The following is a 21021-nucleotide window of genomic DNA, read 5'->3' as shown; positions in this document are numbered from 1 at the left end:
GGGACACAGCCTAGTTGAATCCTAGTGTTTTATACACAGCATCCACCGGGTCAGAGTAAAAGCTCACTTGGAACTTGGTAAATAACTCTGCCGGAACAGTCGGAATATCTATCGCGGAAGACATCGGTAGAAGGACCTTTTTCGCGCCGCTGTCGAAGGCGAGTTGTAAGCTAGTCGCCAGATCCTGAACAGGGTTGATTACTCCACCGAGCGTCATGCTGCCTAATACGACCATTTGTTCTTGGACGGGTTTCGCCAGTAAAACGGAACATAGGGCAATAAGTGCTGCCAGACTGGTCGCGGTACTTGGTCCGGTATTGTGCAATTCGACTACGTGCAGGTGGAACTCATGTTCAGAATATTTCGCTGTTGCGCTAACACGGCTGAGGTTGCCTTTGAAATAGTCAAATCCAACCCGGATAGCTTCCTTCGCCGAGGTGCTTGATCCCAGACCAGAAACGCTATGCTTACCATTACCTGCGGTCATCTGGGTTTCAAAGCGATACAGACCTGTCATGCCACTTTCTGCTTGTGTAACCAAATGCACAACGCCGGGTTTCGGCATACCGGCGGGAATTAATTCGCTGCCACCCTGTTCTGGTACGCTGACGAAGAACTCTTCCAGCGTCTCGTTATCGATATAACTGAAATTCACATCGAAGAACTCAAGTCCGCCCAGCTTTTTAAGCTGTTCTTTGACTCGACGGCGAGCTTCCATGGCGTAGGTCAGACAAATTCGGACATCTTCTTTGCTGTAAGAACCATCGGGGTGAAGAAGTTTCAGTAAACCTGAAACAGTGCGCCTTACCGCGATAACGTCGCGTTGGTTGAGGTTATTACCCAGCTTGTAGAACTTATCAATCGCGTCGGAGAAGCTGCGCTTACGCATTTCCCGCATGTATTCGGCGAGATAATCTGTGATAAGGCCGTAGCGATTGGTAAAGAATTCCGGGCGCATTTTCGGGATTTCCCAGCCGGGGATATAGGCATGGAAGCGGTCGAAAAACGCCGTGTCGATCATAGCCGCAGGGAAGGGGGCTAACAGATGGCTGGTTTTGACTAACGTCTCAACGCTTTGATTAATGTTGCCGACGAACACCATCGATGCTTTGCCTTCAATCGAATCTCTGCCACGGGAAAATGAGCCAGACGCCATGTAATCTTTCATGATTTGCACGCCGTCTTTGTCTTTGAAAGTGATCCCTGCCACTTCATCAAATGCGATCACATCCCACATGCCAACCAGGCCAATCTGGCGGCTGGCCATGTTGTAAAACAGGTTTGCTACCGTGGTTTGACCGCCGGAAACTAACAGTGAGTTTGGCGAACACTCTTTATAGACGTGACTTTTACCGGTACCGCGTGGGCCAAGTTCGCAGACGTTATAGTTGTTTTCTACGAAAGGGATCATACGGGTGATCAGATGCCACTTGGTTCGCTGCTCAATGTTGGCGGGTTCCATACCCACGGAACGCAGCAGTACATCAATCCACTGGTCACGGTTGAAGTGCGTACGTGCGGTAAACACCTCTTCCATATCCATATTGGGCATCTGGATAGGTTTGAGGGTCATCAGGGAGAAAGGTGACGTTTTCTGTCCTTCCTCAAAAAAGTAGTTCACGGTGATCATGCACCAGATGCCGCCGGTCAACAGCTTCTCGTTGTCCTTAACCATCTGCGGTGGAACCAGTGCATCTTTTATACCGAGGTTGGAGAGCTGGGCTTCGTAAACGTCTTTTTTCTGATTGAGCTTTACCGATACTTTATCGATGATCTTGTATGAACCGCGTTCACGAATAAGTGATTTCACCTTCTCTGCTTCATCAGGGCGGACGTAGTTATCAGCCAGAATGCGTTTAACGTTCTGCAAGCCTTGCTCGACGATCTGGTCATCGTCGGAAGCGCAGTACATACCGAGCAGATACTCCAGCACATAGACCGGGACGTTAGCTCCTTCCTTGAGCTGCTTGGTCAGATCCTTACGCACCACGCGGCCGCGAAAATGCTGATTCAGTAAGGCGTCCAGATCGTAACCTTCTGCGACGAGTTCCCCTTCGGATACAGCTGGAACGGGTAAGTCATGATGGGTTTGCATATCGCCTCACTTAAAAGAAATCATCCTGAAATGCCAGATCGATAATGACAGGGTACTTCTGGTAACCCGTTTCCGTTTGCGCATCTTCCAGTATCAGCCAGTATTCATTACGGCGATTAAAATTCGCGCCAATCAGCTTCAGCGTAACGTCACGCACGCGTTTTTCCATTGTGTTGTTATCGCTGTCAAAGCAGATTCGCTCTTTACCGGATACCACATTATTGGCGTTGTCGACGATAAAGATGTTCAGGGTGCGCGGTTCGTATAACTCACCTACCGGATGGGTTTGCAGCAGGCTGACTTTATCAATGTTATTGACGAGTTTGATTAGCGGATGGTAATTCACGATGTCTACCGGACGACGCTGAGGTTGCTTCTCGGCTGCCGTTTTCTGCAGCGCTTTTACCTGCAATACGGGAACGCAGACTTCCTGTGGCATAGTTCCACCGTGTACAAACCGTGCGCCGCCAGAAAAATGGAAACGTTGGATCCCTTTCGGGATCAGGAACTCGCTGCTATCGCTGACGCCTGCTGTATCCGCCACTTTTCCTTTCCAGCAAAAATCATCGGCAGTAAGCTGATGGCCGATAATAAAGCGTTTGTGGTTTTTAATCGTATTGTCTGGCTTGATCTGCAGCGTTGTTTTATCCTGGCCGGAAAGGGGCTGCTGCTGGAACAGGAAACCGTGGTCCGCCGTGACGATAATGCGTGTACCGTGGAGACGGTTTATCACTCGGGTCACCAGGTCTTTCAGTTCAACCACTGCGTTGCGACACGCTTCGAAAGTCTTCTCCTCCGTCGATGCGCTATCACCCATGGCATCAATGGTGTTATGCCAGATATAAACGACTTCGTAATCGCGAATAAGATCCCGTCCTTCCTGATTTTTCCATTTGAGAAGATCGTCGGATTTTACTGCCATCCCTTTATATTTCTTAAGAATGGTATCGCGATTAGGCGTACCTGAGGTAGACAACCCGTCCGCATAAACGATGTCACCATTACCCGGTTGGTAGTACATCTCGTCGTGAGGCAGCAATGCCGCCATACCCAACTGGGTATAGCTGGGTAACACGCCTAACTGGGAACGCAATTCGGCAGTAAAGCGTTTTTCTGTATTGATCTGGTTGCCCAGCTCTTCTGCCACTTCATAACGCAGCGCGTCGGAGATAATCACGAATACGCGCTTGATCTGTGGATTGTTAAACTGCGGCTTAACGGCCTCATTATAGAAGTTCTGCTGTTGCGGAACGCCTGCAATACGCCACTCCTGCATAAGGTTTTCGGCTTCCAGAACCTTATTCCAGCTCCGGCTTAATTCTGCCAGGTACCAGTTGGAATACAGTACTTCGATATAGTCATCTAGGCTTTTTAGGATCATTGCGCCTTTGCTGTGAACCAACAGCGCGTATTCGTTAAACAGGCGGTAAGCCTGATCAAAGCGGAACAGCTCCTCGCAGTACGCTTTCCAGAACGTTGCGCTGTCCTGATAGTGGAAACCGTCAATATGACGATTACGCAGATTCAGCAGCCGCTCAGCCTGACGAAGCGCGTCATAGATGGCGTAGTATTCCTGACGCGTCTGGCACCAGTATTTGCTCTGTCGTTCGGACAGAAGCTTCTTGAAGGCTTCACGGTCAAGCGTGGTGCTCTCTTCCAGAAGCTGCGTCACCAGCGCATGAATAACGGTCTGTTCAATGCTCAGTGTGGTTTCGCACTCGTGCAGATCATACGGCGAGCTGAGACGGTACTGGTCTTCTGGTCGCAGCGCATCTTGCATCTGTTGTGCGCAATAATCATAGGCGTCTTTGTAGCGACGGTCGGCACGCCAGGTGACCATGAAGGCCAGCGCGGAGGCTCTGCCGGACGGCGTGGCCAGCATATTTTTTTCCAGCCATTCGCGTTTCTGCGGATCAGCCTGCGCGGAGAGATCGGTACAGAATAGCTTGAGGATCAGGTTTTCCAGCGAAGGATGCTCGGCCCGGTAGCCCATTTCCTGATTCAGAATGTCCCACAGCACGCCTTCCAGGTCGTGGCGTTTAAGAATTGCCAGCGTGTTCTCCAGGTCGCTGTCGTCATCTTTCTGCTGATTAACGTATTGGGTAATCAGGCTGAACAGAATCTCTTCCGTTTTTGCTGTTTTTACGCCAGCGCTGACTGCAACCATCTTCTTATCAAGAGAGGCTTCGTTTTCCTGCTCAGTGACCAGACCTTTCAAGGCAGAAAGACGTTTAGTGCTGAAAAATGCCTTGCGGCGTTGGATATGTTCGCGTAGGCCAAGCTGCGGAATACCTAGCGTATTCAGTGTGATGGCAGCGAAATCGGCGTGGAACTCCGTACTATAAAGACGAATATCCAACAGCCAGTCAGACTCTTTTGGGGGGACATCGTAGGGGAACCACAGCAAAAACTGCTGTTCAGGCTCATCAACCTCAATGCGCTTTTTCACCGCCAGTTGTGACTGGTCGGTCATATCGAGCAGCGTGACGTTCTCCAGTTCGATGTTACCTAGCTCTTCGAGAAAACGCTTATCGGGATCGTGCCAGAAAACGATGCGATGTTCGGCGAATTTTGCTTTAAGCCCGGCAATAAGTTCCTGATTTTGCAAGGTCACAATCCCAAGTTGATTCTTTAAATTTGACGATGTCAGAACGCTGAACATAAGAAACCTACGTTCCGCGTTCTGACACAAAGCCACATTTTATCATGAACTGGAGGTGACGGATTCCTGAATAAGGCAGGTTTCCCGTATCGAGATCACCACCGGGCTAAAGCCCGGTGGTGTGGGAAGGTATGCTATCTGACTTACATCACCTCAGGTGCACTGCCGGTAATGGCTTTCACATCCGCCAGCAGATCGCCAAACTTGCCGTAGTTAAACTTAACACCGTCGTCGAGATCAATACTGATTCTCTTATCAGCATAGTGGCGTAAGCGATCGTCGAAGCTGCGCAGTTCGTTGAATTTCTTGCTCAGGTTGTCACGCTCACGCTTGAGGCGCGTGGCTTCGCCGCCGGAAGCACCATCGACCTGTTCGTTCAGGCGATCGATATTGGCCTGGTAGCGTGCCAGCAGCGGCACCACGTATTCACTACGCATTCTCGCCAGCGTCGCGTAGTTGTAGCGATGCAGATACACCAGGCACTCAAACGCTTTCTCTTTACCGGAGCTGAACAGCCAGTAGATCGGACGCTTTTTATACATCTTCATATGATCTTTCCAGAACTGGGTGGAAAGATAGCGGCGGATGGTATCCAGCGCAGATTCACCTTTTTTCGGCTTGATCGCGTATAAACAGAGACTTTCGGCGATAAATTCGAGATTTTCCTGCAAGTGTTCTTCGCCCCAGACGGTGCGAACAAACTCTTTGACGCGAGAGGTGACGTCATCGTCAAACCACTCGTCATCCATCAGAGGCAGGATGCCGTCTTTATCGGCAGGGAAGGTTTTGTAGGCACCTTCAGCGACCAGTTCAGCAAAGCCTTTGTTGCCTTCGTGGGCGTAGACTAGGCCTTCGCGATCGAGGGAGTAGCGGCCCATCATGCAGCCGATGGAAAAACTTAATAAATTAAAGATATTGAAAATGCAATTAACAATTGAACTTTCCCTTGGCTCAAATGAAACATTCAGAGCTTGGGAAATTATTATATCGATATTTTTTTCAATTTTTTCTTTTTCAGTGATTTCATTTTTTATATATATGTCAATATCATTCAATGAACTCATCAAAACATTTTTTGTTAAATGAAATGTCGGTGATGTTTCATTTAAGGAATATAGTTTTTTCTCGAGACTGACAGCACTCTTTCCAAGAGTACCTAACTCTTTTTTCTGTTCTTCGGTTAGTGCAAGTGGTAATGAAAGCAAACTCTCAATTTTAATTCTTGGTGATGGTGAGTAAGCTTTTAGAAAAACTTGAGCTTGCTCTGAATTTAGATAAGCGAGAATATAATATAAATCCCCATCTGAAAATGCCATAGACCCCGTGGTATCAAATAAATATCCATGTTCAACGTACCTAAAAGATAAACCTCCATTACTGAAAGCTGACCATGTTATGCCCTCTTTTAAAGAGTACTCACCATTATAATTATGAGATCTAACTCTCCCTGAAACAATATCTTTATGATTTTTTATTTCTTCGCCATCTTTTTCCCAATTAACAATCCATTCATTATTGCCATACCACTTTCTGGCTTCTCCTCCTTTTTGATAAGGATACCATTTATTACTATCTTGTTTTAAATTATATATTTTTCTATTATTTACTTCCCACCAAAATCGCAGGAATCTATCATTGTCAGCAGTGGTCATGCCTTCCCTAGCATCCAAATAAGAAGACAATGGATTGTATTCTTGGAAGAAATCCACTTGGCGCTTTGTTAATTTAAAGGCTAGTTCTTGATTTGGAAGTTTATTAAAATAAACTAATGGCTTATTTATACTGTTACTTTTTATACTTGAGGGATCGTAACAAGAAGGTGTATTTTCAATGCTTTTGTAACTACATGAATACAGTTCTAATTTTTCATTGCAGATAATAAATGCAGATGTTTGGAAAGAGATTCCCATAACACCATTATCCATATGTAGTAAGTTTTCAACATATGCATTAGAAAACAGATCACGTCTCAATTTGGTGAAGTTAGATAAATACATCCATGTATGCATGGTAACGTATGCTATACGAGAATAGTTCTTAGCGAGTCCTTTTCCGGCGAGAAGAAAAGCTGAATAAAGATCAGATTTACCATAATTATAAAAATCCGAAATGAATTTTTTTAAAGTTGGGTATAAAAAATTACTACCCATATACGGCGGATTCGCCACCACCGCATCATACCGCTGCGCCAAGATCCACGCCTGCTGAATATACGGAATAAACGCTTTCGCTGCGGCCTTCTGCTGGAAGTCACCTTCCTGTTCCAGGCGATATAGCGCATCGAGAAACGCCTTCAGTTCCGCTTCTTCTTCCTGCGGCACCTGAATCAGCGAGCCCAGCGTTTTGGCGTTCACAAAGCGCTTCAGCGTGCGCATCAGTAGCTGATATTCTGCACTGCCGGTATGCGCTAATGCGGTATTTTCGGCAAACATATCTCCCATGCTGCCGGTCTGATTCTGCTGGTGGAAGTTCAGTTGCTGCCACAACTTAGCAATATCCAGATGCAGGCTTTCCTGCAGGGAGATAATATTCAGACACACATCGCGGGTGAATATCCGTCGGTCATCCTTTCGAGCCATCATTAATAATGCAAAGCCGGAAAGCTGGGCAGCACGGTCGTCAATGTCGAGACCAAAAATATTATTTTCCAGAATCAGCAGTGGAATATCACGGGCGCGATAGCCGCGCTCTTCGTAGATATTTTTCAGCACGTTATAGGCTTCAATCAAAATATGCCCGGAGCCGCAGGCCGGGTCGAGCACCTTAATGCTTTCCGGTTCAATGCTGGCAGGCGTAATGGCCGCCAGTTGTGCCTGCACTTCCGGCATCTGTTCGGCTGGCTCAATGTAGTAGTCCATTTTGCTTTTCAGCGGTGAGTCTGGGTAGGTCTGCAACCACTGGCGGCCGACGGAGTTTTGCACCAGATACTGTACAATCCAGTTTGGGGTAAACAGCTGGGTGGCGGCAGGAATATCTTCGCTCTTTACTACCTTGCCGATAACCGCATCTTTTTTCTCAGAGATATAAAACTGATACAGCCAGCCGATAACCTCAACGTCTTCCCAGTCTTCTTCCGGAATACCGTCCACCAGACCGCGCAGAATCGAGTCAGTACGGGTCAGGTTATCCGGCAGCAGCAGTTCAGCTTCATCGTCGACCGCTTCAAACAGGAACGGCATCGCGCGGTGCAGGGCGTGGCACTGGGCCAGCAGCAGGTCACGGTAGATGGCTTCGTCCTGGTTACCGGACAGCTTCATTTCGACCAGCTGTGCCTTTTTCTCCGGCAGTAGCGCTTCCGCCACTTCCGGCACATGGTCCAGCACTTCAAAGCCGGTCGGGTTATCCGGGTGCGAGAGCATACGAAAGCCGTGGTCAAGATAACCGTGGATTTCCATATAGCGAATGGCGCACAGGCGGTTGAACCAGGTGTAGGCACAGTGCTCAACCAGCACGTCAAAGCCCTGCTCGCGGGCGTGTTTGACCAGACGATCGCGGCGGGTGAGGGTGGACTTGGGGTAGTCGAACTGACCATAGCGCACGGTTTCGCCGACGATCTCGGCATCCGCAATTTGCAGAGTGCCTTTTTTATCGGCGGAAATCCCCAGCGTGGTCAACTTCTGGATCACCGCATCGCGGAACTGGTTACGGGCCTGTGGTGCGTATTTTTTGATGTTATTGGTATTCATGGAAAATCCTGCAAAGGGCAGCAGAGCGCTGCCCTAAAATGGGGGTTACTGAAGACGAATCCGGTCACCTGCCTCAATGGCTGCCAGCAGCGCAGTACGAAGCGTATCCAGCGCTTTTTCCACCTGCTCGGCGGTTTCCAGCACTTCACCACAGGTGGCTTTGCGCATCTCGCTAGCAACATTCACCAGATGTGTTTTTTTCGGTACCGGTTGGATAACGGGTTTTTCTACCACAACATAGGTCTGTTGTGATTCTGCAGCGTGTGTAGCGTCATTCGCTGCCCGTAGCTGGGCTTCCTGTTTTTTACGCAGCTCGTCGATCCACTGGTTAATCTTCTTCTCGGCATCCGTTTGCAGCGCCATTGTCTCTTGCTGTTCCGCCAGAATTTCCGGAATCGAATGGCTGACCTCAGCGCGCTTTCTGGCTTTTTGCATCGGCAGCAGAACGCTGTTTTGCAGCTCCGATGTGGCATGCGCTTCCTGCAAGCGTTGACGGCTCTCTTCGATGCGGGCATCAATACGTTCCAGGGCGTGCTGGCGGTGTTGTTCGACTAACTGATGGTTGACGTTTTGGACCTGCTCAATCAGCGGCGTGATGCGACTGAGGTGCTTATAAGGCTCCGGCATCTGCCAGATGCTTTCCAGCTCACCCAGCGCTTTTACCGCCACGGCGTCTTTTTCCAGCGCGCTGCGGTTGGATTTAAAGCTGCCATTCAGCGCAGCCCCCAGCTTTTGCCAGGTGGCGAACTGCTTGCGGTAGAAATCGACCAAATCTTCACGATCTTCACTGAAATCCAGCAATTCATTGGCCTGACTGGTGACTTTCTCAATCAGTGCAAAATCTTCTTTTTCGCTGAGAATGGAATTCAGCAGGCGCAGGCCTGACTCAATCTCTTCTTTTCCTGGATTGTTGCCACCTTCAGCCTTCGCTCTGAAGACATTCAGTTCTTGCTTCCAGTCATTGAAGACCTGGCGGATATGTTCAACCAGGGCCGGTTCTTCACGTTCGCTAAACGGCTGCTGGGCAATTTCCGCCATAGTTTGTGCGGCTTTGCGAATTTGTGATTCGTCGTGACGACGAATTTTGTGCAGACGTAACTCACTGTGACGACGGCTGTTATTAAACAGCTCCCACACCTGCTTACGCTCAATATTGTTATTCTGCTGGCTAAAGCTGAATTTGCCTTTGCGTGCCAGGCGAGCAACCAGCAGCTTCACTTCCTCTTCTGGCCATCCATAAGGACGACGGGCAAAGTGGTTCAGAATATCGCGTAAATAGACGGGCTTATTGTATTCGATGTTCATGCTGACCCAGGTTTCCACCTCGCGCATTGCGTCGGGGTTGGATTCCTCCAGTTCGCCCAGATCCAGCTCCGCATCATTCTCCACCGTTAGTAGCGCATGGATTTCACGTGCGATATCGCCATTGAACTGACGCAGCATTTTTAGTTTGGCAAACGTATTTTCAATCACATAGCGGCAGGCTTCATCCACAATGCTGGATGGCGTCGAAGATTTCTTCGGTAAACGCTCGCCAATCGCCCAGACGTCTGCTTCGGCAATAAGCGACTCTAGCTGGACGCGCAGCATTTTTTCGCGAACGCTATTTTCGCGGGCTTTTTCTGAAAGCAGGCTGGCCTGTTCAGGGCGCTGCCCGGCGTTGTCTCTGAGGAATTTTTCAGTCTGGACAACTAAATCGATATCGGTCCAGGTGCGACCCTCATCAGGCAGCCGAATCAAAATACAGCCATCACCTTCTGAGGTATAAGGACGACAGGCGGCGTCGCTGTTATAGAACGTATAGCTCGGATCTTTTGGCGTGAGGATTTTCACCACCAGATCGTTAAGCATCGCGCCGTCTAACGGGTGCCCGTTCAGGAAGCGGCTGATATCAAAGTCCTGCTTATTCGCCGGGTAGCGATATTTGCGGTTTTTCAGAATGTCATCAAAGATAATTGATGCCAGTTTTTTGTTGATTGCGGAGAAATCGACTTCGACATTGCGGATCTCATTCTCGATCTCTTTTTCTTCGTTGGTCAGGAACACGTATTTGTCTTCAACACGTGCAATCAACATTTCCCGTTCCAGCTTGTTCAGGCTTGTTTCAACGCGACGGCGCAGATCGACTTTATCAGCATCGATTTTATCAATGGAAAGGGTGACCAGATTATCGAGTGTACTTTTCAGCACATCGACATAGCGGATCAGGAACAGCGTTTTCAGTAAGTTGCCATCGAACTCATCAAGAATGCCATTCTGACAGGCCTGAGTGATGGTGCGGCTGACGGCCGGTTCCAGGAAGCTCTCAATCGCGGCATAAAAACGCCAGAACGGTACCAGAGAATCCAGACCTTGCGGGGCGATTTGCTGCGCCGCAGTCTGGAATGCTTCTAACTGTGAGCGTTCACCCATGGCTAACTGTTTACCGGCGGCACCTTTAGTACGAATGGATTCAAAAACCTTCTGCAGAATCTGGTAGTGCCACGGAACAAACGGGTAGTTATCAATAAATTCTTCTTCACTGGTGTAGGGGCGCAAAGAAGCGGTGGTTGTGGGATCAAAGGCAAGCTGGTTGCGCAGAATGTCGCCTTTTTCCTGCCAGACTTTAGCCAGCGCCGGTTTTGCGGCATCGGTTTTCACCAGCAAACGTTTTTGGATAACTTCGGAGGTGTTGGAGCTTGAAAGCTGCAAACGGGTAGAGAAACGGCCCTGGATTTTAGAGAAGTCCTGTCCGTCACGGCTGCTCATTCCACCAATGGCCGCATTAATATCCGCCTGGGAGGTAACAATAACCCAGGCGCGTCCACCGCAGATAACACCGAGGTTTTCAGTGATAGTCTGCAGCTTCAACATCATCTGGGTATTTTTACCGATGAACTGGCCGACTTCATCCACCATAAAGAGGATGTTTTTGCCATTTTCATCCAGCCACTCTTTGACCCACTGGCAAAAATTATTGATATCTAATGGGAAATTCTTATCCAGTTGTTCCACCCATTGACGCGAGGCGTCAACGCTTTGACCGGTGGCCTGGTTTAGGGCTTCTGCCATTTCATCGCTGATGAAATAGTAGGAATCACGTTCTTTTTCCCAGCTTGAGCCAGTGATAGCAGAGAATGCGGTCTTAAACGCGTCGTATTGGCCGCGTTTAGCCAGCTCACGCTCCAGATGAGCGATGTGTGGAAAATCAGCACAATAACCAACCCGCTCGTTAAACACCTTCAGGAAGACTTTTAGAATGGCGTCTTCTTTGTCGTCGACGTTAGCGCGAGAATCAATATTGAACAGAATTACTTCCGTCGGATGATGGACCGCTTTGTTGATATCAGCGAGGAACAGAGCATCTTTGATTTTGTCTTCAAAGAAAGCGTAGGCATGACGTTCTGTACCATTATGGCTGACTTTGCGGTTGGACAGCAGATACGACAGGATCTTGATAAAGTGCGATTTACCCGAGCCAAAGAACCCCGATACCCATACGCCAATTTTATTTTCCATGAGTATGCGCTCCGGACCGGTTGCCGGAACATAAGATTCAAAGAAATGGCGAAGATGTCCTTCCAGTTCCCGGGTGATGACATATTCATCAAGCTCAATCCAGGCACTAGCATCGTCCGTTTGCTCGGCTTTTACAACGCCATTGATATTTCGGTCCAGACGTTTCTCAAAGATCTGTTCAATATTCATTGCTGTGCTCTTTAACGAGGATTCAATGTCGCCGCTGGCCCACTTTCAGGCACCAGTCTGAAGGCGCGATAATAATTTCGAGAATCAATACCTGCCAGGGGGGAGAGATCGTGTCCGCTATAGGTTCCCGGATAAAACATCAGCAGGGGGGTAAAACCCATCACGTCCTGCAAGGCGCTCATCAGCTCATGGCCACGAACCAGCGGCCAGGCATTACCCATGCCCGTCAGGATGACAAATTCTTGATTCTGAAGATCGACTTTTTTTGCTATGTAATCCGCGATCTTTTTTTGATTCAATAAGCCTACGAGTTGTTTTTTCAGCGCTTCGGTACCTACTTTCACTTCCTGCTGACAGACGCGCTCAAATAACCCACGCACAGTGAGCATGTCGATAATGATCTGAAAGATGTTGAGGTGCACGAACTTGTGATCCTTTTCCAGATTACGGAACAGATACTTCAGGTGTTCACGTACCTGCAGCTCATTCTGAGCAGGATAATCAAAAATCCAGAACCCAATCTCATTGCCGGAGCCGTGATTTTTGAGGAAGCGTTCTTCGCTAATGCGGCTCTGAACCTGTGACAGGCGGTATTCAAGCACGGGATCGATCACCGTTGCCCCTCCAGAATAGAAACCAATTCCTGTTGCCCAAGGCGCTGTAAGGTCGCCTGAGTTTCTGGTAAAAGAAAGACGGACTGTAGATTGCGTCGACGCGGTGTATCCAGATAGCCCGCTTCAGCCAGTGCTTTGATCAGGTTGTTACCCATTTTTTTGATGGATGAATCTGAGTAACTGGTGAGTACGGGCTGCTGACGAAGATGGCTGGTCACAAATTCATCCCAGCTATCCATAGGGAGCTTTTCTTTAAACTGTCTGCGCAGGTCGTTCACCACTTCTGCCAGGAAGTCTTTAACAACCGGTGAATGGAGTACCAGAGCGACAAACAGCAATTGCTGACGTTCGCGCTCGCTTCCCTCAGCAATGAGCATCCACGCGGCTTTATCAAGCGTATTCAGGCGTAGTCTTATCGTTGTGGCATAGCGCTTAGCCGTATTGGCAGAGGAGGCTTGTAGAATGTTATGACCCACGATCTGCTCTTGCCAGGTCAGTTCATCGGGATCGGTAAGCATGAGCTCAGCGATGATTCGACTTTCCCTGCTCATCAGCGGTCCGCCTAACAGGTCTCCAATCCATGCCTTGTCGTTTTTCATCGCCATATTTACCTTCTAAAGACTGCTATGTAGCTTGCAAAAAAACAAACGATGATTCTAATGGGGTGAGGGGCGGGATGCCATGAGAAAAGGTAACTAGTCAGCCCGAAAGTCAGATTTAGTTGACTACTAATGATTTGTCTCTGCTGTGATTTATAAATCTGTAAGGTGAAATGTGTGATTCATGGACGTCGTTTCACTACAATGGCACGTTATGGGCAGAGAAATTCAACAGCGACTGCTGTGAGGCAGTCCATCGGCTCCCTGGTATACGAACTCATATAGTTCTTTCCCATTGGTGGCTGAGATATGAAGCAGTGATGCATCGGCTTCACTGGAGAGAATCAACATCAGAAACATCGGTAAATCATGTTTCGAAGACTGAAACAGTGATCGGATTGTGGACTTATCTTTCGGCGACGGGGTTGGATGTCGCTCGTAGTGACTGTGCCATTCACCGATGAAATGCTGCCCCCTACGAAATCGGCGTTCGATTTCTTTCCTGCCTCTGGCTCGGTCCGGAATAAAGCTGATCGGAGTGGCGCGATCACCGCCGCCAGGCAGAGATATTGCCGACACCTCGACACTGCTCCCGGCTAGGGTGCGAGTAAAAAGCATCCCCCCCGATTCCTTAGCTGCCGATGTGGTTTGTCTATATCCCCACAACTGAGCGAGTACTGCTACTGGTAAGTGCACTGTTAGCCCCAGCTCCGGACAGTAGTATTTATGCCCTAACTTTCCAGCCATCGACACCCCCAGCGTATTCAAGCTCCACAACCCGATCGCCTGCGCCAGGATCCCCAAACGCTCCAATCCATGATTCATTCCACTGTCCTCCCTGTTTAATAAGCTCCCGAGAGCTACCAATCCATACAAAGGCTTTGGGAGCCGCTTCATCATCAATCAGCGAGAGGACCACACGCGCCGCTAAGGCCTGTATGTGCGTCAGAGGGACAACGCCGTAGGGCTGGAATACACCGCCGCAGGCGGGTACCTGGTGAGTTGTCTGAGTGCCATACCAACTGGTAACCGGTATACGTAATGCCCCCACGCGCTGACCGGAGCAATAATGCAAGCTGTTGAATGCTTCGGAACCACTTGGATTGACAATCACATGCCCGGCCATTGCGTGGGCCTCGACCATCGCGAATACGATTGGAGGAGCAGAGGATGTCAGAGACTGTGCTTGTAGCAACTGCTGATCTGTCGTCCAATCAGCGGTGCAACTAACAACGATATCTGCACGACACATGGACTCCAAGCACTCGCTCTCCACGGATGTCCACGTGTTGGCATTCGCGGTGATGGTGGCGTTCGGAAATGCGCTGGCGAGCGTGGACTTTAAAGCGGCCACCTTCGGCATTCCTGCTGAATTAAGGCCTAGAACGTGACGTGAGCAATTTTCCGTCCCCAGCAGATCATCATCCCAGAGGTCTATGGTAGTGATGCCGGACTGCAGTAGTAATTTGGCGATTGCGGCACCAACAGATCCGCATCCGATGACAGCCACTCTGTGTTGAGAGAGGCTACTTACTGCAGGGTTCTTGTCTCGGCCATATACCCAGCTGTTATCCATCCGCCAGATCAATTGCCCGTAGACCTTCATCGTGCAACATCGGTTGACTAGCACCTGTAGAGGCAATGCATCCCTGAACCCTGTCAGAATGGGCCGAGATGCCCAATCATTCTGCTTAGGGCTTATCAGGTTTCGCTCAAATCGCAACCCAACCACACAGGGGCCTGTCGACGTCTGCATCGATACCAATGCGCCTGGCTGCCGAATCTTGTCATTCATCAAGACATGACACAGCATCGTGGCCAGCTGTTCTCGAGAGCGCTGATCCGGGACCATAGCGAGCAGATCAGAAATGGTCGAGGGATAGTCGGAGGGGGACCAAGCACCATCAATTACAAATAGCATCGACTTGCAGATCCCGGCTAGCATTCGCTCCCGCTGCTTGCATTTCTTTACTCTCCGCGCTTTTACCTTTCCTTGACGCTTCCCTTCCCCGTGAGGCACCAAGATCTGCCGGTTATCAAGCCATCGGATTAAATCAGCCTCACAGTCCGCATATACCAAGCCTACCTTGGTGCTGAAGCAGTAGATCTCTCGACTGGCCTGGTTATTCAAGTCACATAGGCTTATCGCCCTGCAGGTGAACTGTTTGCAGTGATAAGCCCAGTAACTCAATATTTCAGCTTGGAAATCGCGATCGAGCTCACCCGTTACTGCTTTGCGGAGAAGGTCTTCCGCCCGGGCAAGCAGGTACTCGAGGTATTTATAGTTCGTTGTATCAATGATGGCGTTCGATGGCAGTAGGCATAGCCGCCCATGGGCTTCGATATGGGGAAGCTCGAGCGGCTTAATGTCCGGAGTGGACACGTAGATTTCCGGGGGGCAACCCTCAATCGATTTACGAAACTGCAGTCGGAGCCGGACCGGGCGGCCTTGATGTCTGACATTGATTGGGATCTCCCAGCCAAATGCTGGCTCCTCTGGGCATGTTGACAGCTGATCTGCGGTTAGCCGATAACCGCCGTACTGGCGGAGCAGATCAGTGACCTGCTCCTCGGCGCGCGTGGCATCAAGCATACCCGCGTCCATCATCACTCAGGTTTACCGAATTCTTACCGGCCCCCGACAATGATAACTTTTTGAGGGCATTCTTCGTCAGCCCATCACTGGTGATCCAAAACTCCAAAGGCGTTTCTTCGCCATCTTTTTGATGGTCCGCAACGCATGTAAAGTTTGCTTTATCAGAGCGCAGGATCTTGCGATATTTCTTCATGGCAGCAAATGATGGAGGATCTTTATCATCGTCATGGATCGGCTTGCTACTTGAAACAATGAACGCTCCATCATTAGCTTGGCTCAGAGCGTTCCATGCGGCTTCAGATACTTCTGCCGTTTCATTGGCCGCTTTTTTGTCCTTCCAGCTATCATGAGATAGTGATCGCCATGAGCAATGATGCGGGGCTTGCAGCAAGTCGTATGCAAGCCAGTGCGTATTCCCATCAGCTGCCAGGTGTTCCCACAGGAGATCCCAGCAGACCACTTTGGCATCTCCGCCGGTGAGAAACTGGATTGACTGTCCGTCGCCCGTGATCTGATAGTTCATAATGACACTGCTCTCGTTCAGACCAAGAGCCACTTCTTGTTCTTCAATATCCGATTTCGGGGCAGGACCTAAAACTCGGGCGCGAAATACCGATGAGGATTTGTTGTTGATGCGACTAATCTCAGAATCTCGCGGGCACAGGATCTGGTGGGTGTTATCGAGGTTTCCATCTTCATCTTCGGTCAAGATCAGAACCTGGTTACCCACACCCTGAATGTATTGCCGATCTTGATACAGCCGAATGCGACGGCGGATCTCTTTGTGAAGAGCACTCGCATCCTCAGTGAGCTTGTGGTCCGTTTGATTGGCCCGTTTAAATACGATCGGACTAGCCCAGATCTCATTGATGAAGATCTTCTTACTTTTGTCTGCGTAATCTTCCGGCGTGCCGAGGTAAAAGTGTTCCCGGATCCCGCCGCAGTGGTCGTCGTGAGCGTGAGAACAAACAAAGACATCCACATAGGGACGCCCTTTCTCATCCGTCAGTAATCGTTCGGTGAGCATTGAGACGACATCCGGATAGTCATCCCCAGCCCTAATGCGACAGTCAATCAAGATCCGCTTACTGTCCTCAGTTTCAATCAGTGTCATGTCTCCATTCCCAACCGGGAAGAAGGTTATTCTTGCTGCCATGGCTCACTCCTCTGCTTTGGTTTTTTCCTGCGATGATTCTTTCGATGCTTTAGCTGTCCTGCTGAGCTCTATACCAAAAAGGCTCTGACCGAGGTCCTCCATCTTGGCCATGAATCGATCCACATTGATCCCGGCAAAAAGAGCAAAGACCAGGTACCCATAATCTCCCGCTGCACCGCCCTGCTGGGACGCATCCAGAACTACCAGCCCCGCTCGAAGACACAGGTACGCGGCCAGTCCGCAAACCGCGCTGGTGAGAGGACGCAGGTAATACCAAGGCAACCACCGGGGGTCCCAGCTATTCCGGACACAGTGATTCAGGTAAACAGCGCGTAGACAGTAAAGGCTGCCCCCAAGGCATCCGGTCAAGACGCATTTAATGCCCAGAAGGTTATCGACTATCCAGGAAGGAAGTCCAGAAGGCGCGTGCAGATTGCTATACACATAGATTAGGAGACAGAGGATCAGAATCAGATATAGAACAACCCTGACGATCTCGGAGTGAACAGTAGTTGTTTTTGGTGGTGTATCTTCAGTGCTCATTGACTGCCTCACGACCAGAAATGAGTACCGATATTACCATATATAAATCATGGTTATTAGACCCGCCATCATGCTTTCCTTATGTGGAATCTGTACATGCATACGAGCAAAGAAAAGCGCCGATGATAGTATCGGCGCTTGAGAGATGATGCATTGCGATGTACTTTCACATATATCGCCTAAGAGCATTAAACTCTTTGCCAGTAAGGCTTATAGCTGACACATCACCAAACTATGCTTCAATATGGAATAAGTCTGATAGGATTCTTTTTAATGAATTAGCTTCAACAACAAAATATCATGATGATTTATTGTGCAATCATTTAATCAGTAAATTTAACTTTGGAAAAATAAGGAAAGCCTTTAGCCTTAAATACAGAAAAACAGACATGAATTCCTTCCTTACTTCGATTATTCGAATGGTGGATACTACATTTTTTGTTCCGGAGTATATGAATAACCTAGGATGACCGGAGAGATTAAAAGCTATCATTATCGAAAACAATAAAGACAAGGCGAACTATTTAAGCGTTATAGCCTCTAATAAAACGGCTCATCGCCAGCCCCCCGCTCTGGAACGGCACACTCCATTTTTTTAAATTATTTCAGATAGATATCATCTCCCCGAACCTTCCCTTTAACGGCAGCGCCTCACGGTGCTGCCGTTTGTGTTTACCGAGGACATGATATGAATCATCAGGATGGGCCTGCGCCGTTGCGTCAGGCGTTGTCGGGGTTGCCGGAGTGGGTGACAGCGCAAATCTGGCAGCATATCCGGCAGTTAACCCACTACGAGCCGGTTATCGGCATTATGGGCAAGACCGGTGCGGGCAAGAGCAGCCTGTGTAATGCGCTGTTTGCCGGTGAGGTGTCGCCGGTCAGTGATTTGGCGGCCTGTACCCGTGAGCCGTTGCGTTTTCGCCTTAACGTGGGTGAGCGTTGTATGACGCTGGTAGACCTGCCCGGTGTCGGTGAAAGTGAACGGCGAGATGCGGAATATGCCGCGATGTATCGCCAGCAACTTCCGCATCTCGATCTGGTGCTGTGGCTAATCAAGGCCGATGACCGGGCGCTGGCGGTGGACGAGCACTTTTACCATCAGGTGATTGGCGAAGCCTGGCGGCACAAGGTGTTGTTTGTGCTCAGTCAGGCGGACAAGATTGAACCCACCGAGGACGGCGTGAAGGCGTTGTCTGCCACACAGAAGCAGAGCCTTGCGCGCAAAATCGCCCTGCTGCATACCCTGTTTTTGCCGGTGCATCCGGTCTGTGCGGTTTCGGTGCGGCTGCGCTGGGGGCTGTCGCACATGGCGGCGCTGATGGTGGCAAGCCTGCCGCGTGAAGCCAGCAGCCCGCTGGTCACACAGCTACAGCCGCCCTTTCGTAGTGAACGCGTTACACAAAAAGCCCGCGATGATTTTGCCGATACGGTGGGCAGCACGCTCGATACCGTCAGCCGTCTGTCGCTGATACCGGCCACGGTGCGCACGCTTATCCAGACGCTGCGCGATACCGTGGTGTCCGTGGCCCGCGCCCTGTGGTCGGTGTTCTTCTGAATCGTTAATTCTGCATTACCCATCCGTTTTCGTTTTCCGAGCCCGGTCGCCTGTGCGTCCGGGCTTTTTATTTTCAGCCATCTCAAGGAGTCTGCCATGACCCGTCTGGCCTCGCGCTTTGGCGCAGCAAACCTTATCCGCCGTGACCGTCCGTTAACCCGCGAAGAGCTGTTTCGCACCGTACCCAGCGTGTTCAGTGAAGACAAACATGCGTCACGCAGTTCACGCTATACCTGCATTCCCACCATCATCCTGCTGGAGAGCCTGCAACGTGAAGGCTTTCAGCCGTTCTTTGCCTGCCAGACCCGTGTGCGCGACGACAGCCGCCGCGAGCACACCAAACACATGCTACGCCTGCGTCGGGAAGGGCAAATCACCGGCCATCAGGTGCCGGAAATCATCCTGCTCAACAGTCATGACGGCTCCAGTTCGTACCAGATGCTGCCGGGGCTGTTCCGGCAGGTGTGCCAGAACGGGCTGATTTGCGGCGAAAGTTTTGGCGAGGTGCGGGTGCCCCATAAAGGCGATGTGGTGGGCCGGGTGATTGAAGGCGCGTATGAGGTGCTGGATACCTTTGAGCGCATCGAGGAAAAACGCGATGCCATGCAGTCGTTGCTGTTACCGTCTCCGGCGCAATCTGCGCTGGCAAACGCCGCGCTGACGTACCGTTTTGGTGAGGCGCATCAGCCGGTGACGGCAGCGCAAATCCTGACGCCGCGCCGCTGGCAGGACGACCGGCAAGACCTGTGGACTACCTTTCAGCGTATTCAGGAGAACCTGATAAAGGGCGGGCTGCCTGGTCGCAACCCGCAGGGGAAACGGGCCCGCACCCGTGCCGTCAGCAGCATCGACAACGATGTGCGGCTCAACCGGGCGCTGTGGGTGCTGGCGGAGTCGCTGCTGCAACATGCCGACTAAATCCTGTTTGTGTTTTCAGGGAGACCCCCGATGAATCAACCGGTTTTACCCACTCCGTTTACCGAACATGAGCAGCGCATCATCCGCCGGGCCCAGCGCCTGCTGGAGCGCCACCTGCGCCAGCCGGGCGAGCCGTTTACCGCCTCATCCTATACCCGAATGTGGCTGCAACTGCATCTGGCTCCGCTGGAGCGGGAGGTGTTCATGGTGCTGTTTCTCGATAACCAGCATCGCCTGATAGACCGGGAAATCATGGCGCTGGGCAGCATTAATCATGTCGATATTCCCATCAGAGAAATCGTCAAGGCGGCCCTGCGCCACAATGCGGCGGCGGTGATCCTGGCGCACAACCACCCCTCCGGCCATGCCGAACCGAGCACGCCAGACCGGGCGCTTACCGAGCGGCTGAAAAGCGCTCTTGAGCTGGTGGATATCCGCACGCTGGATCATCTGGTCATTGGCGGCAATCAGGTGGTGTCGTTCGCCGAACGCGGCTGGCTGTAATGCCTTTTACCGTCATTCCATCAACCTGTCAGGAGAAAAGAACCTTGTCATTATCGGATGCCCCGGAATGGGGACTTGAACACACCCTGAGACCGCGCTTTGGAGCCCGGCTGGTACAGGAGGGGTGTCGCCTGCATTTTCTCGCCGACCGTGCCGGTGTGACCGGCACTTTCAGTGCAACCGTGGCCTGCCATCTGGAACACCGTTTCCCACTGCTGGTGAGACAACTGGAGCAAAAGCTTGTGACCGGTGAGCTCGATCCCTACCGACAGCAACGCGTCACGCTGCATGACGGCGTACTGACCTGCGAGGCCGATACACTGGGTAGTGCTGGCTACGTCTATATCACGATTTACCCGACCACGGCGGCCACACCGACAACCACATTCCCTTTACCTTAAGCGTT

14 protein-coding genes are annotated in these 21021 nt (G+C 50.5%); 4 read left to right on the top strand and 10 right to left on the bottom strand.

Translation table 11 applies throughout. The features are described 5' to 3' along the window. Positions 1-10: 10 nt before the first annotated feature. From brxL to CPA59_RS17550, 10 genes are all read right to left on the bottom strand, one after another. The gene (gene brxL, locus CPA59_RS17595; protein ID WP_107760232.1) at positions 11-2095 is read right to left on the bottom strand and encodes a protease Lon-related BREX system protein BrxL; all 2085 of its coding nucleotides are present in this window, start codon (positions 2093-2095) and stop codon (positions 11-13) included. Between the two features lie 10 nt (positions 2096-2105). Beyond that, on the bottom strand, positions 2106-4703 hold the full coding sequence (gene pglZ, locus CPA59_RS17590) for a BREX-1 system phosphatase PglZ type A (protein WP_107760881.1): 2598 nt from the start codon (positions 4701-4703) through the stop codon (positions 2106-2108). 197 nt (positions 4704-4900) lie between these two features. Next, positions 4901-8443, bottom strand: coding sequence for a BREX-1 system adenine-specific DNA-methyltransferase PglX (gene pglX / locus CPA59_RS17585; protein ID WP_107760231.1), 3543 nt, complete (start codon positions 8441-8443; stop codon positions 4901-4903). Positions 8444-8488: 45 nt separating this feature from the next. Then, positions 8489-12130: a BREX system P-loop protein BrxC gene (gene brxC / locus CPA59_RS17580; RefSeq protein WP_107760228.1), complete on the bottom strand. Its 3642-nt coding sequence runs from the start codon at positions 12128-12130 to the stop codon at positions 8489-8491. An 11-nt stretch (positions 12131-12141) separates the two neighbouring features. Next, entirely contained in the window at positions 12142-12744 is a 603-nt protein-coding gene (locus tag CPA59_RS17575; RefSeq protein ID WP_107760226.1) for a DUF1788 domain-containing protein, read from the bottom strand. Beyond that, positions 12741-13343, bottom strand: a complete 603-nt coding sequence (locus CPA59_RS17570; RefSeq protein WP_107760224.1) for a DUF1819 family protein — start codon at positions 13341-13343, stop codon at positions 12741-12743. Before CPA59_RS17570 ends, CPA59_RS17575 begins: the two co-directional genes overlap by 4 nt. Positions 13344-13571: 228 nt before the next feature. Beyond that, entirely contained in the window at positions 13572-14090 is a 519-nt protein-coding gene (locus tag CPA59_RS23345; RefSeq protein ID WP_159077957.1) for a Mov34/MPN/PAD-1 family protein, read from the bottom strand. Further along, positions 14068-15936, bottom strand: coding sequence for a ThiF family adenylyltransferase (locus tag CPA59_RS17560; RefSeq protein WP_158653990.1), 1869 nt, complete (start codon positions 15934-15936; stop codon positions 14068-14070). Before CPA59_RS17560 ends, CPA59_RS23345 begins: the two co-directional genes overlap by 23 nt. After that, the gene (locus CPA59_RS17555; RefSeq protein WP_102802212.1) at positions 15929-17095 is read right to left on the bottom strand and encodes a hypothetical protein; all 1167 of its coding nucleotides are present in this window, start codon (positions 17093-17095) and stop codon (positions 15929-15931) included. Before CPA59_RS17555 ends, CPA59_RS17560 begins: the two co-directional genes overlap by 8 nt. 3 nt (positions 17096-17098) lie before the next feature. Further along, positions 17099-17638: a hypothetical protein gene (locus tag CPA59_RS17550; protein WP_233788994.1), complete on the bottom strand. Its 540-nt coding sequence runs from the start codon at positions 17636-17638 to the stop codon at positions 17099-17101. A gap of 688 nt (positions 17639-18326) precedes the next feature. On the opposite strand from CPA59_RS17550, the gene CPA59_RS17545 reads away from it, so the two are divergent. The 4 genes from CPA59_RS17545 (at position 18327) to CPA59_RS17530 (ending at position 21016) form a co-directional block, all read left to right on the top strand. Then, a complete protein-coding gene (locus CPA59_RS17545; RefSeq protein WP_102802211.1) occupies positions 18327-19193 on the top strand; it encodes a GTPase family protein in 867 nt (288 codons plus the stop codon). A gap of 96 nt (positions 19194-19289) precedes the next feature. Beyond that, positions 19290-20111: a DUF932 domain-containing protein gene (locus CPA59_RS17540; RefSeq protein ID WP_102802210.1), complete on the top strand. Its 822-nt coding sequence runs from the start codon at positions 19290-19292 to the stop codon at positions 20109-20111. A gap of 30 nt (positions 20112-20141) precedes the next feature. Further along, a complete protein-coding gene (radC, locus tag CPA59_RS17535; RefSeq protein ID WP_012768688.1) occupies positions 20142-20615 on the top strand; it encodes a DNA repair protein RadC in 474 nt (157 codons plus the stop codon). After that, positions 20615-21016 carry a type IV toxin-antitoxin system YeeU family antitoxin gene (locus CPA59_RS17530; RefSeq protein WP_102802209.1) on the top strand — a complete coding sequence of 134 codons (402 nt, stop codon included), beginning with the start codon at positions 20615-20617 and terminating at the stop codon, positions 21014-21016. The genes radC and CPA59_RS17530 overlap by 1 nt, the downstream gene beginning before the upstream one ends. Positions 21017-21021 lie beyond the last annotated feature (5 nt).

Origin of the sequence: Dickeya sp. Secpp 1600, assembly GCF_003049805.1 — a bacterium.
Classification (GTDB): domain Bacteria; phylum Pseudomonadota; class Gammaproteobacteria; order Enterobacterales; family Enterobacteriaceae; genus Dickeya; species Dickeya fangzhongdai.
This window is presented reverse-complemented; position numbering and strand designations above follow the sequence as displayed.